Origin of the sequence: Pseudomonas sp. WPR_5_2, from assembly GCF_003634475.1 — a bacterium.
Classification (GTDB): Bacteria; Pseudomonadota; Gammaproteobacteria; order Pseudomonadales; family Pseudomonadaceae; genus Aquipseudomonas; species Aquipseudomonas izuensis.
Genome location: NZ_RBLA01000001.1, coordinates 1,641,798 through 1,654,225 on the forward strand (window position 1 = coordinate 1,641,798; position 12,428 = coordinate 1,654,225).

The 12,428-nt window shown below is 58.7% G+C and carries 12 protein-coding genes and 4 tRNA genes; 5 read left to right on the forward strand and 11 right to left on the reverse strand.

Annotated features, from left to right (window positions below; genetic code table 11):
• The first annotated feature begins 1 nt into the window (after window position 1).
• Entirely contained in the window at window positions 2–691 is a 690-nt protein-coding gene (locus BJ917_RS07295; protein ID WP_121102858.1) for an endonuclease, read from the forward strand.
• 137 nt (window positions 692–828) lie between these two features.
• On the opposite strand, the gene BJ917_RS07300 is transcribed toward BJ917_RS07295, so the two are convergent.
• On the reverse strand, window positions 829–1,194 hold the full coding sequence (locus tag BJ917_RS07300) for a penicillin-binding protein activator LpoB (RefSeq protein ID WP_096512538.1): 366 nt from the start codon (window positions 1,192–1,194) through the stop codon (window positions 829–831).
• A gap of 250 nt (window positions 1,195–1,444) precedes the next feature.
• Here BJ917_RS07300 and csrA point away from each other — a divergent pair, with 250 nt between their 5' ends.
• Window positions 1,445–1,639, forward strand: coding sequence for a carbon storage regulator CsrA (csrA, locus tag BJ917_RS07305; protein ID WP_007938114.1), 195 nt, complete (start codon window positions 1,445–1,447; stop codon window positions 1,637–1,639).
• 87 nt (window positions 1,640–1,726) lie between these two features.
• On the opposite strand, the gene BJ917_RS07310 is transcribed toward csrA, so the two are convergent.
• Complete coding sequence (locus tag BJ917_RS07310) at window positions 1,727–2,182, reverse strand: DUF2214 family protein (protein WP_121102860.1); 456 nt, start codon at window positions 2,180–2,182, stop codon at window positions 1,727–1,729.
• A 243-nt stretch (window positions 2,183–2,425) separates the two neighbouring features.
• On the opposite strand from BJ917_RS07310, the gene BJ917_RS07315 reads away from it, so the two are divergent.
• Window positions 2,426–3,178, forward strand: coding sequence for a carbonic anhydrase (locus BJ917_RS07315; protein WP_096512540.1), 753 nt, complete (start codon window positions 2,426–2,428; stop codon window positions 3,176–3,178).
• 63 nt (window positions 3,179–3,241) lie between these two features.
• On the opposite strand, the gene BJ917_RS07320 is transcribed toward BJ917_RS07315, so the two are convergent.
• Window positions 3,242–3,436: a hypothetical protein gene (locus tag BJ917_RS07320; RefSeq protein WP_096512541.1), complete on the reverse strand. Its 195-nt coding sequence runs from the start codon at window positions 3,434–3,436 to the stop codon at window positions 3,242–3,244.
• Between the two features lie 408 nt (window positions 3,437–3,844).
• Between BJ917_RS07320 and BJ917_RS07325 the strand changes: the two genes are divergently transcribed.
• Entirely contained in the window at window positions 3,845–4,129 is a 285-nt protein-coding gene (locus tag BJ917_RS07325) for a hypothetical protein (RefSeq protein ID WP_096512542.1), read from the forward strand.
• Window positions 4,130–4,256: 127 nt separating this feature from the next.
• On the opposite strand, the gene BJ917_RS07330 is transcribed toward BJ917_RS07325, so the two are convergent.
• Window positions 4,257–4,333, reverse strand: a tRNA-Val gene (locus tag BJ917_RS07330).
• A 183-nt stretch (window positions 4,334–4,516) separates the two neighbouring features.
• Between BJ917_RS07330 and BJ917_RS07335 the strand changes: the two genes are divergently transcribed.
• Complete coding sequence (locus BJ917_RS07335) at window positions 4,517–5,800, forward strand: FAD-binding oxidoreductase (protein WP_121102862.1); 1,284 nt, start codon at window positions 4,517–4,519, stop codon at window positions 5,798–5,800.
• 118 nt (window positions 5,801–5,918) lie between these two features.
• Here the strand turns inward: BJ917_RS07335 and BJ917_RS07340 are convergent, their stop codons facing one another.
• The 7 genes from BJ917_RS07340 to BJ917_RS07370 all read right to left on the reverse strand — a co-directional run bounded on the left by BJ917_RS07340 (window position 5,919) and on the right by BJ917_RS07370 (window position 12,312).
• Entirely contained in the window at window positions 5,919–6,890 is a 972-nt protein-coding gene (locus tag BJ917_RS07340) for an XdhC family protein (RefSeq protein ID WP_121102864.1), read from the reverse strand.
• A 1-nt stretch (window position 6,891) separates the two neighbouring features.
• A complete protein-coding gene (locus tag BJ917_RS07345) occupies window positions 6,892–8,127 on the reverse strand; it encodes a cytochrome c (protein ID WP_121102866.1) in 1,236 nt (411 codons plus the stop codon).
• Between the two features lie 2 nt (window positions 8,128–8,129).
• Window positions 8,130–8,669 carry a (2Fe-2S)-binding protein gene (locus tag BJ917_RS07350; protein WP_121102868.1) on the reverse strand — a complete coding sequence of 180 codons (540 nt, stop codon included), beginning with the start codon at window positions 8,667–8,669 and terminating at the stop codon, window positions 8,130–8,132.
• Window positions 8,662–11,493, reverse strand: a complete 2,832-nt coding sequence (locus tag BJ917_RS07355; RefSeq protein ID WP_121102870.1) for a xanthine dehydrogenase family protein molybdopterin-binding subunit — start codon at window positions 11,491–11,493, stop codon at window positions 8,662–8,664. Before BJ917_RS07355 ends, BJ917_RS07350 begins: the two co-directional genes overlap by 8 nt.
• 444 nt (window positions 11,494–11,937) lie before the next feature.
• Window positions 11,938–12,014 (reverse strand) — tRNA-Asp (locus BJ917_RS07360).
• 92 nt (window positions 12,015–12,106) lie between these two features.
• Window positions 12,107–12,183: transfer RNA gene (locus tag BJ917_RS07365), tRNA-Asp, on the reverse strand.
• Window positions 12,184–12,236: 53 nt separating this feature from the next.
• Window positions 12,237–12,312: transfer RNA gene (locus BJ917_RS07370), tRNA-Val, on the reverse strand.
• Window positions 12,313–12,428: the final 116 nt, after the last annotated feature.

Below are 12,428 nucleotides of genomic sequence, written 5' to 3' on the forward strand. Positions count from 1 at the left end.
AATGAGTGTCCGCTGTTTTGCTTTGCTGTTTCTGTTGTTCGCCATGGGCGCCCAGGCCGATGCGCCACGCACTTTCGACGAAGCCAAGAAAGTGGCCTGGAAGCTGTACGCACCACAATCCACCGAGTTTTATTGCGGCTGTAAATACACCGGCAACCGGGTGAACCTCGCGGCCTGTGGATATGTGCCGCGCAAAAATGCCAAGCGCGCTGCCCGCATCGAGTGGGAGCACATTGTTCCCGCCTGGCAGATTGGTCATCAGCGCCAATGCTGGCAAGAAGGCGGACGCAAGAATTGCACGCGGTACGATTCTGTCTATCAGAAGGCCGAGGCCGATCTGCATAACCTGGTGCCCAGCATCGGTGAAGTGAATGGCGATCGCAGCAACTTCAGTTTCGGCTGGCTGCCGGAGCAATCGGGTCAATATGGTTCGTGCCTGACTCAGGTCGACTTCAAGGCGAAGAAGGTCATGCCTCGCCCATCCGTTCGCGGCATGATCGCCCGGACTTATTTCTACATGAGCAAGCAGTACGGATTGCGCCTGTCGAAACAGGATCGCCAACTGTATGAAGCCTGGGACAAAACCTATCCGGTTCAGGCCTGGGAACGTCAACGCAACCAGAGCGTGGCGTGCGTCATGGGACGCGGCAACGAGTTTGTCGGACCGGTCGACATGAAAGCCTGCGGTTAAACGCCCATTAAAAACACAAAGGCCTCGGGTTCAACCCCGAGGCCTTTGTGTTTCCAGTGGGCTCGACCATCAACAAGTCCACTTGCACTGCCCTGGTTTGACTGCCCTGGCTTGATCGCGAAACAGCCATTGCGTTGTTACTGAGCGACCGGTCGCTCCAGCACCAGCAGCTCTATGTTCTTCTGCTTCGCCCGGGTGATGGCCGCGCTGACCTCCGCCTGCTTGGCCTCGGCCTCGGCTTTTGAATTGAACGGCCCCATCAGCACTCGGACCTTGCCATTCTCCCGGACGACATTGGTCATGAAATTGTGCTCGATCAACCAGCCACTGATGTCGCTGACTGCCTGGGATGATTCACCCCGCACTTCCAGGTCCCATTGCGGCGCTGATGCCTGCGCAGGTGCGGCGATCGTTGCCGGCTGCGGCTTCGGTGCGTCAGCGCGCTTGCCTTCACCACATCCCGCCAGCGCCAGTACCGCCATTACCAAAACCATTTTGCGCACAGCGTTGCCCTCTGAATGCTTAAAGCGAAGATTTTAACACTCATGATTACGTCCCGAGTGCCGCAAAATGGGCGCAAAACAACGAGAATGATGGTTGCGGCCTCTGTATAGTTACGCCTTGGGAATTAATGCTGCATCTGCACGTCAGAAAGAGGCACCCAAACCGTGAGACTTCGCACTAATCTATACATACCACCGACCTCTGCACTGTCCGAATCAGGTGCCCCATAAAGCAATCAAGGAGAAGACCATGCTGATACTCACCCGCAAAGTCGGTGAAAGCATAAACATTGGCGATGACATTACGATCACCATTCTGGGCGTAAGCGGTCAGCAAGTCCGGATCGGCATCAACGCCCCGAAAGACGTTGCGGTGCACCGCGAAGAGATCTATCAGCGCATTCAGGCTGGCCTGACCGCCCCGGACAAGCCACAAACTCCCTGAATTCTGATGCAGTCAGTAGCCAGCCCGTTCACCCCGGAATGACGGCTGGCTAAAGATTCAAGCGCCGATGCACCCGACCACCCCCGACTAGCCAAACGTCACGCCGCGTGCCATGCCAGTGGCCGCGATCACCATCAGCAACAGCAGCAACGCCTCGACATGACTGATGCGCGCAAACAGCGTCGCGCGCCCGGTATCGATTCCCGCGCCACGCGCCAGCGCCACCCGCCACTTGATCAAGGTCACCATCGGCGTCACTTCAAGCAGCAGGATAAGAACGAAGAGCGTCATCTTGAGGTGGAACAACGGCTGATGCAGGTAGTAATCCGTACCTTTCTCGTACCCGCCAAAGGCTCGCATCCCACCGGTAACCAGCAGAATGAGCGCAGAAATCCCCCACAGGTTATCCGCGATCAACACGCTGCGAGCCTCCCCCGTGCCGACTGCCAGACGCCGAAAATTCGTACCGCGAACCAGAACGGCCCAGAACCCAAGCGCAAACGCCAAAAGATGCACTGCCGCAAGAAACCAGTGAGTCAGCATCGAGAAACTCCTGTCAGGACGTCGTTGAATCAACCTGTCAGTAGTAGCCCATGTCCCATGGGTTTGCACCCACCTCGCACTTTGCCATTCACGGGTTGACGCTCCGTCGACGCGCTCCCGGAGGCTGCGGAAAACATAACGTTGCAGACCGGCTAGACTTCAACACTCCAGTGCCTCAGAGCCCTGCAGACACTACCCCCAACAGCTGTCATTCCCACCGAATTGAACTGAGTACACGACATCATGTGTGAATCATGCGATTCAAACTCTGCTTCAAAAATGAATGATCGTCGCCATTTTCTTCGGGTTGCCGGGCTAGGAGCCGGTGCCCTGCTACTTGCCGGTATCCTGCCCGACCGGGTCATTCAGGCAGCAGAAAAAACCTCAGCGCCGCCAAAACCTAAAAACGTGATCAACCCGGATGAAGCCTTGAAACGGTTGATGAAGGGAAATGAGCGATATATCAGTGGCAACTCCAAGAAACACGACTTCAAGAGCGAACGTGAAGCGTTGGTCTCCGGCCAGAATCCGTTCGTGGCAGTACTGAGCTGCTCCGACTCCCGTATCGCACCCGAGTACGCTTTCGATACCGCACGAGGTGATCTATTCGCCATACGCGTCGCTGGTAATTTCGTTACAGATGAAGGTCTGGCCAGTCTTGAATACGGCGTTGCCGTGCTGGGTGCGCCACTCATTCTGGTATTGGGGCATGAGAGCTGCGGCGCCATCGAGGCCGGTATAAAAGCCGTAAAAGAGCACACCGTGTTCCCTGGGCAAATCCAGAAACTGACTGACGCACTCAAACCCTCTATCGAGACAGTCATCAACCAGCCCGGAGACCTGGTGGAAAACGCAACCGTTCAGAATGTCAAAAACACGGTCGACCGCCTCAAGAAGGCCACGCCTCTGCTGACCGACGCGCTCGGTAACGGCAAACTGAAAATAGTCGGGGGCATCTATCGACTGGCGACCGGCAAAGTCGAACTGATTGCCTGACTCGACACAGCATCGGTGAGGCGTATCAGATGTGAAGAGCCCAGCGCGATGGCTGGGCTCTGGTTATTTTCTGTTTTCCATCATTTTGTCAGCGAGGGCTTTGGCCCTCTCGATCAACAGGTTCTGCCTGTCTTCGTGAGTAGCGCCGCCGACAACCGGTGCTGTCAGATTGCTTTCGGCAATCAACGCCGCGCAGAAGTATTGATCCCAGACGGTTTTAGATTCGGATGACTGCTTGTTCATTTGGTCGGAGATCATGTTCGACTCCTTTAGATGAGGTAGTACTGCCCATTCTACGCCTGAATGGCGGTGTGACTGTGGCGGCATGACCTGTCAGGACAGTGACTGGTTATCGGGTTACAAAATCCACTTCAGAAGAACATGAGACGCGATCCACGAGGACGACTTGACCACCATCCATTGAAGCAGAAGGCAAATGGACAAATAAGTCGCATAGAACTTGATCATCCCTCGCCCCCCCCCCCATATCGGTCTCCCGCACAAAAGCCAGCGAAGCACTTGGTCACGTGTTCAGGTTGGATGCCATTCGGTGCGATCAGTTCAATATCAAAACGAATTGGTTTTCATTCGATCAAACTCATTTCGATCCGTCGCTCGCAAATGATAATATTTATCATATGAAATCAGCACCGGGACGCATGCGTGATGAGGGAGCGTTACGAGATCCATTTTGTGGCCAATGGGTTCAAGAAGGTCGTCATCGTCGAGCGCTCGAACATGAGCGACCTCGAGGCCTGGAAAGCAGCCCTGCTCCATCAGGGAGAGTGCGCAGGAGCCACTATCAATATCCGGTTCATCGCTGACGCCATGGAAAGAGCTGCGGATCGTGACATTCGAAAAGTGCGCTGGAACAAAGCCAGCCACACCATCGCCTGGAGCGAACGCGCGAAATTGGCAAGGAATACGGTAGGGTTGAAAATTATTGAGTAGGTCTGGAGAGTCGCTTCAAATGGGGAGGTAAGCCGTGTTTCGCAAAAGCTTTGCAAATCGCAGACAACAAAAAAGGGCCCACCTTTCGGTGAGCCCTTCTAGACCGCCCAGCAGAGCGGATTTTGTTTGGTAGGCGCGATTGGACTCGAACCAACGACCCCCACCATGTCAAGGTGGTGCTCTAACCAACTGAGCTACGTGCCTGCTGTGAGGCGGCATTCTACGGAATTCCGGAGGGGTGTCAACACCTTTTTTCGAGCTAACCCTATGAATATGCAAAATATTTAATTTTTCGGCTGCAAAGAAGATTTTCCGGTGGCTGGCGGTGGTTTTTTAACTCGGGTAGGATCGACACACTCGTAAAATATATTAAACAGAGGCAGCAGGATGGCGAACACCCCCTACCCAGAGTCCTACTACGCCGCATCGGCCAATGCGGTGCCGCCGCGCCCGGCTCTGCAGGATGATGTTGAGACTGATGTCTGTGTGATCGGCGCCGGTTACACCGGACTGTCGGCGGCGCTGTTTCTGCTGGAGAGTGGTTTCCGGGTAACGGTGCTGGAAGCGGCCAAGGTGGGTTTCGGCGCGTCGGGACGTAACGGCGGCCAGATCGTGAACAGCTACAGCCGCGATATTGATGTGATCGAGCGCAGTGTCGGTCCCAAGCAGGCTCAGTTGCTGGGGCAAATGGCGTTCGAGGGCGGGCGGATCATTCGTGAGCGGGTCGCCAGGTACAACATCCAGTGCGACTTGAAGGACGGTGGTGTGTTCGCCGCCATCACCCCTAAACAGATGGGCCACCTGGAATCCCAGAAGCGCCTGTGGGAGCGCTTCGGTCACACGCAACTCGAACTGATGGACCAGCGACGCATCCGTGAAGTGGTGGCCTGCGATCAATACGTCGGCGGCATGCTGGATATGAGTGGCGGGCACATCCACCCGCTCAATCTGGCGCTGGGCGAAGCGGCTGCCGTGGAGTCGCTGGGCGGCACCCTTTACGAGCAATCACCGGCCGTGCGCATCGAGCGTGGTGCGAATCCTGTGGTGCATACGCCGCAAGGTAAGGTCCGGGCAAAATTTATCATCGTGGCGGGCAACGCGTACCTGGGCAATCTGGTGCCGGAACTGGCCGCCAAGTCGATGCCATGTGGCACTCAAGTCATTACCACGGAGCCCTTGGGCGATGCATTGGCGAAAAGCCTGCTGCCTCAGGACTACTGCGTCGAGGACTGCAACTACCTGCTCGACTACTACCGCCTGAGTGGTGACAAGCGCCTGATTTTCGGCGGCGGCGTGGTGTATGGCGCGCGGGATCCGGCGAACATCGAGGCAATCATTCGGCCGAAGATGCTCAAGGCCTTCCCGCAGCTTAAAGATGTGAAGATCGACTACGCCTGGACCGGCAACTTCCTGCTGACCCTGTCGCGCCTGCCGCAGGTCGGACGCCTGGGTGACAACATCTATTATTCCCAGGGTTGCAGCGGCCACGGCGTGACCTACACGCACCTGGCAGGCAAGGTCCTGGCTGAAGCGCTACGTGGCCAGGCCGAGCGTTTCGACGCGTTTGCAGACCTGCCGCACTACCCCTTCCCTGGCGGTCAATTGCTACGCACACCGTTTGCGGCATTGGGCGCCTGGTATTACGGATTGCGTGACAAGTTTGGCTACTAAGTAACACTGCAAAACTGTGTGCGAGCGAGCCTGCTCGCGAAGACGGTGTGTCAGACATATCAATGCTGACTGACACGACCTCTTCGCGAGCAGGCTCGCTCCCACAGTGGTATTGGGGTTAGAGCCGATCCCGCGCGATACCGCTGCGAATCCGCAGGATATCGGCCAGCACCGCCAAGGCAATTTCCGCCGGTGTCTTACTGCCCAGGTTCAAACCGATTGGCGCATGAATCCGCGCCAGTTCGACATCCCCCAGACCACCAATTCGCCGCAAGCGCTCGAAGCGCTTCTGCGAAGTCTGCAGGGAGCCCATCACTCCGATGTAAAACGCCTCGGTTCGCACCGCTTCCATCATTGCCAGGTCATCGATGCGCGGGTCGTGGGTCAGGGCGACCACTGCCGTATCGCTGTGGCAGCCACCGTCGGCGATGAACACCGACGGCAGTTGACGGCGGATCTCCACGTTGTCCAGCACCACGCCTTGCAGCACCTCGTCACGCGGATCACACAAAATCACCTCGAACCCCAGGCCCACGGCAAATTCCGCGCAAGCCTGCGCCACGCTGGAGTACCCGGCCAACAGCAAACGCTGTGCCGCGCCGACGCGCAGTCGAACCCGGTCGATCTCGCGCTCGACACGCGCGCCCTGTTCGCGATCATCGAACAGACTACGTGCGCCGCTAACCAGGTCGACTTCGCGGATCAACCGACGCCGACCCAACAGTGCCGACTCCAGCTCGCGCAAATGCGACTGCACGTCGCAATCAGGCTCAAGCTTCTCGACCAACACATCCAGCACGCCGCCGCAGGGCAGGCTGACCCGCGAGCGCGGGTCATCGCCTTCGCCGTAGCGCACGACGCTGACCGCTTGCTCGAATGCACCTTCGGCGACGCGTTCGAGAAAGTCTTCCTCGACACAGCCGCCGGACAGCGAACCGATCCACTGTCCATCGGCACTCACCGCCAGCAACGAACCCGGCGCACGGGGTGCCGAGCCGTAGGTGGCGAGGACAGTACACAGCCAGACTCGGTGCCCGCCCGCCGACCACTCCAGCGCCCGGCGCACCACTTGCAGATCCAGATGCTGCATGTCAGTGCGCCTTGTGCTCGAGCGGCGGCGCATCTGCGCGCAGCGTCTGCACCTCGTTGACCGCCAGATCACCCGTCTGACCGCCCCACCCTTGACGCAGGTAGTTCAACAAATCAGTAAGCTGCTCGTGGCTGAGTTTTTCGGCGAAGCCCGGCATTGGCTGCATGTGTTCGAACCCGGCAAACTTCTGTTCGCCGATGCCATCGTCGATCACCCGCACAAGGTTACGCGGATCTTCCAGACGCAACGTAGTGTTGCCGCGCATGGCCACGGCGATGTGCGGCTTGCCTTCGCCACCGACCGCATGGCAACCGGCACAGACATTCAAATATTCCTGACGGCCGCGCTGGGCGCTTGCACTGAGCTTGTCCAACGGCATATCAGTCAGCACTTTCGCCGCCGGTGGCTGATCACCGAGCAGGAAGGTCGCCATGGCCGCCAAATCAGGATCATTCAGGCCCTGGGTACTGTTGTGGAATACCGGGAACATCTCGTTGAACATCGTGCCCTGGGCGCTCATGCCGTGCTTGAGGAACGAGCTCAGGTCCTGATGATTCCAGCCGCGAGCCGCCAGGTGAGTGGCCAGCAAGCTCGGCGCCAGATAACCGTTGAGCAGGCCGCCCGTCATGCGTTTGTCTTGCTGCATCGCCCCCGGCAGCCCCCGTGGCGTGTGGCATTCGCCGCAGTGGCCAAGCACGTCGACCATGTATTGGCCACGCTTCCAGGCTTCGCTTTTGCCCTCGACCGGCGCCAGCCTCACGTCTTTGCCGTAGAGCATGTTCCAGCCCATCAGGCCCAGGCGAACGTTGAACGGGAAGCTCAGGCTGGTCACCGGCGCGGCACGTTCGATCGGCTCGACGGTTTTCAGGTAGGCGTGAATCGCGTCGGAGTCTTCACGGGGCATCAGGTGATACGAGGTATAAGGCATCGCCGGGTACAGGTTGGCACCATCGCGGCGCTTGCCCTCGGTCAGCGCGGCAAAGAACTCGTCATCGTTATACAAACCGATGCCATGCTCTTTGCTCGGGGTGATGTTGGTGCCGTAGATCGTGCCGAACGGCGAGACGATCGGCAAACCGCCCGCAAACGGCGCGCCGCCCGGTGCGGTGTGGCAGGCCATGCAATCGGCGGCACGGGCGAGGTATTCGCCGCGCTTGACCTGATCATCCGCCTGCGCCAGCAACACAGGCGCAGCCAGGCCGACCGCCAATGCAAGGCGGGTCAGTAGATGCTTCATGCTCAACCCTCCTTGACCAGGCCAAGATCCGTCAGCACGTTGCGCGTGGCACTGTAGTAGCGCACGTACCCGGTGCAGCGGCAGATGTGATGACCAAGGCTGTCCTCGATGACTTTTTCCAGCTGGCTTTTGACGATTGGCTGACGCTGCAGCCTTTCCACCAGCACCGTCGCGGCATTGACGAAACCTGGCGCGCAGTAGCTGCACTGGAAGGCGAACTCGTCGACGAAGCGCTGCTGGATCGGGTTCAGCTCGGTGACCTTGCCCTGTTCGTCACGGGTCGCGTGGCCTTCGATGGTCCGCACCTTCTTGCCTTCGAAATAGTGCGCGCCGGTGATGCAGGTACGCACTTCTTCGCTGGTGCCATCCGGGTTATCGACGATCACCACACAGGCGTGGCAGATACCCTGGCCGCAGCCCAGGCGCGAGCCGGTGAGGTTCTTGTATTCGTGCAGGTAATCGATCATCGGCAGGTCATCAGGGATGTCCACCGGGCCGACGGATTGACCGTTGAGGGTCAGTTGAAGCGGACGGTTAGCCATTGAGGGCCTCCTTGATACGTGCAGAAGTGATAGGCAGGTCGCGGACACGTTTGCCGATGGCATGGGCCACGGCGTTGCCGATGGCACCCACCACCGGGATCATCACCACCTCGGCGATGCCCTTGGACGGATCGCTCGGCGACAGCGGCGGCAGGATCTCCGCGGTCTGTTTCCAGACCGCCACGTGCCGCGCCATCGGCAAGCGGTAACGGTTGAAGTTCCAGTCACCCTCCCCCGGCCCACCTTCGTACAGCGGCATTTCCTCCATCAGCGCGTGGCCGATGCCCATGGCGATCCCGCCTTCGATCTGGCCCTTGACCAGTTCTTCCACCAGCACCCGACCGCACTCGACCCACGAGTGATGATTGAGCACTGTCACTTCCGCCGAACCCTTGTTCACTTTCAATTCCACCAGCGTTGCCACGGGGCTGTAGTAAGTCACCGCCGCGTTGTTCAACTGGGTCACCGGGTAAGCGATGTTCTGCCGATCCAGCAGATGGAAACCGGCGCTGCTCATCTGTGCCAGTTTCGCCTTCGGTGCACCGTCGCCGTACTTGACCGCCAGGCCATCGAGCGGCAAACGCTCACGCACGCCGTCGATGCTGTACTCGGCCTCGGCCCAGCTCCAGCGGTTGAAACCGTGCACGGTGGCGCCTGTGACCAGACCGCGCTCATGGGCACGCTTGGCCAGCATCGCAAACGGCAATGGCTCCATGCCGTTGGCGGTGAGTTTGCCGTCGACCCAATGAGCGTCTTCGCGTCGCACCACATAAGGGTTGGCCTGGCCGCCGTAAGGGCCTTGTCGCCAGATCTCCAGCGCCGCCGGCCATAGGCCGTGGTTGAACAGCACACGCGCCGCTTCACGGGTGGCGTGACTGAAGTAGTAGGCGGAGTTGGTCGCCGACGAGGCCGATGCGATCTTGCCGACCCAGCGCGGGTTGCGCAGGAAGCTGTCCTGCTCGGCCTGGCTCATGATGTAAGGGTTGCCGCCGGTGATCAGCTGCATTTCCTTCCAGTCGGTTTCACCGGTCTTCACTTCATGCGCAGGCAGACCGAGGAAATCGGCCACGACCATCGCTTGCGAAGTGGACATGCCGGTACCGATTTCGATGCCGATGTGACGCAGGTTGATACGCCCCTCGGCGGTGAATTCGATACTGGCCATCGGCGCTTCGGAACCGGTGCCGAAGTCTTTCTGGCAGATGGCAAAACCGACGCCATACCAGTGATCAGGGTCAGCCGCTTCGCGCTGCATCTTGATCAGGTCGCGTTTTTTCCAGACCTCGTGAGCAGCGGCCTTGTCGAGAATTTCATGCAAACGCAAAGCGCCCGCAGGAACCGCGCCCTGGGTGTTTTTCATGCCCGAACGCAGGGCGTTTTTGCGGCGCAGCTCAATGGCATCGATGCCCAGGCGTCCGGCGATTTCATCGACCATCATCTCGGTAGACGCCATGCTCTGCAGGGTGCCGTAGCCACGCATCGATCCGGCTTCTACGGCACGGGAATGGTAGGCGGTGACCTGCAGATCGTTCTGCGGCATGTAGTAGATCGACTGCGCCGCCGTGGCGCCAACCGCGGCCACAGACGGGCTGTAGTTGATCCGGCCGCCACCGTCGACGCTCATCTCGGCGCGGAAAATCTTGAAGCTGTGATCGGTCTTGTCCACCGCCAGCTGATAGCGGATGTCGAACGGATGACGCTTGATGCCGCTCTGGAACTGCTCGTAGCGGTCGTTGGCCAGACGCACAGGCACACCGGCACCGTACAAGGCCGCCAGCGCTGCGTAGTAGACGAAAATGTTGTGGTCTTTGGAGCCGTAACCGACCGTGTAACCGGGGTGCATGTTGAGGTTGGCCAGGCCGAAACGCGACGGCGCGATCATCTTCGCGGTCTCGGTCGCAGTTTCCAGCGGGCACTGGGTCGCCACCACAAAATGCAGGGTCTTGGTCGCCGGGTCGTACCAGCCGTTGCCGTTGTCCGGCTCCATTGCTGCTGGTTCGATCGATGGGGTCTTGTAGCGCTCGTCGAACACCAGCCAGTTGTCTGGCGGCGAGTCGATCTGCTGCTTCATGCGCTCAGCGTAGAACAGGCCGCGCTCGGTCAGGTTGCCGTGCAGGTTCGGCTGGGAATTCCACACCGGACGGCGGTTGCGCAGCATCGGGAACAGGATCGAATCCTTGAGGCTGGCGAATTCGTCTTCATCTGCCGAGGTCGCGCCGCCGACACGCACGTAGCGGAAGCTACCGTAGGGATCGCCTTCGTAGAACGGCACCTGAGCGCCGTAACGAATCGCTTTGTCGTTGAACTTGAGTTGGGCCTTGGCCTGGCGGAAACGCTCGAAGTCGTTCCAGATCAGGATCGCCACCGGGTGACCGATGAACATCGGCACCTTGCCAGCCGGCAACAGTGGATCGGGGGCGTGTTCTTCCGGAAAGACGATACCGTCCTTGACCAGGTCCTCGGCGGTGACGATCCGGTCCGGCTGCAACTCGGCGCCCAACCACGACAGGTCGTAGCCGTCGTAGATACGGTCAGCCTTGATGGTTTTGAGCAGCATGGCGTGGCCTTGCTGCTGCGGCCAGCCCGGCATGTCCTTGGCGCGGATGTCGCGGGCAAAGACCTTGCTGCCGCAGACCTTGGACAAGGCATCGTTACGGGCGCGCGCCTTGCCGTTGTTGCCAAGCCATTGCTCGGACGGCACGGTCACGCTGTTTTCCATCAAGGCGGCCAGCGCCTGGCTGCTCAGCGGTGTAAGCGTGACGCTCACACCCGCCACCAGCCCGCCCTGAAGGAACGAACGCCGGGATATTTCACGGTTGGACATGGATCATCCTCTGGACGGTTATGGGGTCCGCCCTTCTGGTTATGTACTGGAATTCTCGAGTCTTGCAGAAGCCCTTCTTGACGATTCAAGGGCTGAAATGACAGTGCAAAGCTGACTGAAGGGTTAAGTTTATAGATTTACGACCTTGCGGAAAACTAAAAACTGACCAAAAGATCAAAAAACTGCGACTTTTTGGCACAGTGCGCTGTGGATTTCGACAGACAACGAGAAAGGGATTCGCCCCGTCGCGCTTGCGCGCAAATATGGCTCTATCTGAGGATAGACATGCAGAGAGAACTGACAGGAAAAATACAGGAAGGGAAAAATCAAATTTCAGAAACAAAAAACCCCGGTCTTTCGACCAGGGTCTTTGCTATCGACTCGAAGTAGCACTGATGGCTAGCTTCGTAGCACCAAGGCGTTCAGTGGGCCTTGATGCAGATATGGCGCAGCGGACGGGACTCGAACCCGCGACCCCCGGCGTGACAGGCCGGTATTCTAACCGACTGAACTACCGCTGCGTATCGCTTTGGACTTTCGCCCAAGTAACTCGTCTGATTGAAAACTCAGTAGCTTTTCAATCTCGAACCAGGCGAGCCTGACTCGGAAAATATGGCGCAGCGGACGGGACTCGAACCCGCGACCCCCGGCGTGACAGGCCGGTATTCTAACCGACTGAACTACCGCTGCGCGTCGGTGGAGGCATTTCAGCCTACCTCTTGCTTTCGCAAGCTTCTCGGGAGTGGTGGGTGATGACGGGATCGAACCGCCGACATTCTGCTTGTAAGGCAGACGCTCTCCCAGCTGAGCTAATCACCCGTTTGCATCTCCGAGGCCGCGAAATTTACGCAGGTAACGAACCTAAGTCAATAGCAGGATTGAAGTTTTTCTGAAAAAGACAAAATTCTTTCAATCGGTACTGCATTGACCGCTTT

What these genes read in the sequence shown, in the direction of transcription:
- BJ917_RS07325 (WP_096512542.1), top strand. Translation starts at nt 3,845, where the DNA reads ATGAGGGAGCGTTACGAGATCCATTTTGTGGCCAATGGGTTCAAGAAG.
- BJ917_RS07310 (WP_121102860.1), bottom strand. Translation starts at nt 2,182, where the DNA reads ATGCTGACTCACTGGTTTCTTGCGGCAGTGCATCTTTTGGCGTTTGCG.
- BJ917_RS07320 (WP_096512541.1), bottom strand. Translation starts at nt 3,436, where the DNA reads ATGATCTCCGACCAAATGAACAAGCAGTCATCCGAATCTAAAACCGTC.
- BJ917_RS07355 (WP_121102870.1), bottom strand. Translation starts at nt 11,493, where the DNA reads ATGTCCAACCGTGAAATATCCCGGCGTTCGTTCCTTCAGGGCGGGCTG.
- BJ917_RS07295 (WP_121102858.1), top strand. Translation starts at nt 2, where the DNA reads ATGAGTGTCCGCTGTTTTGCTTTGCTGTTTCTGTTGTTCGCCATGGGC.
- BJ917_RS07350 (WP_121102868.1), bottom strand. Translation starts at nt 8,669, where the DNA reads ATGGCTAACCGTCCGCTTCAACTGACCCTCAACGGTCAATCCGTCGGC.
- csrA (WP_007938114.1), top strand. Translation starts at nt 1,445, where the DNA reads ATGCTGATACTCACCCGCAAAGTCGGTGAAAGCATAAACATTGGCGAT.
- BJ917_RS07340 (WP_121102864.1), bottom strand. Translation starts at nt 6,890, where the DNA reads ATGCAGCATCTGGATCTGCAAGTGGTGCGCCGGGCGCTGGAGTGGTCG.
- BJ917_RS07345 (WP_121102866.1), bottom strand. Translation starts at nt 8,127, where the DNA reads ATGAAGCATCTACTGACCCGCCTTGCATTGGCGGTCGGCCTGGCTGCG.
- BJ917_RS07315 (WP_096512540.1), top strand. Translation starts at nt 2,426, where the DNA reads ATGTGTGAATCATGCGATTCAAACTCTGCTTCAAAAATGAATGATCGT.
- BJ917_RS07335 (WP_121102862.1), top strand. Translation starts at nt 4,517, where the DNA reads ATGGCGAACACCCCCTACCCAGAGTCCTACTACGCCGCATCGGCCAAT.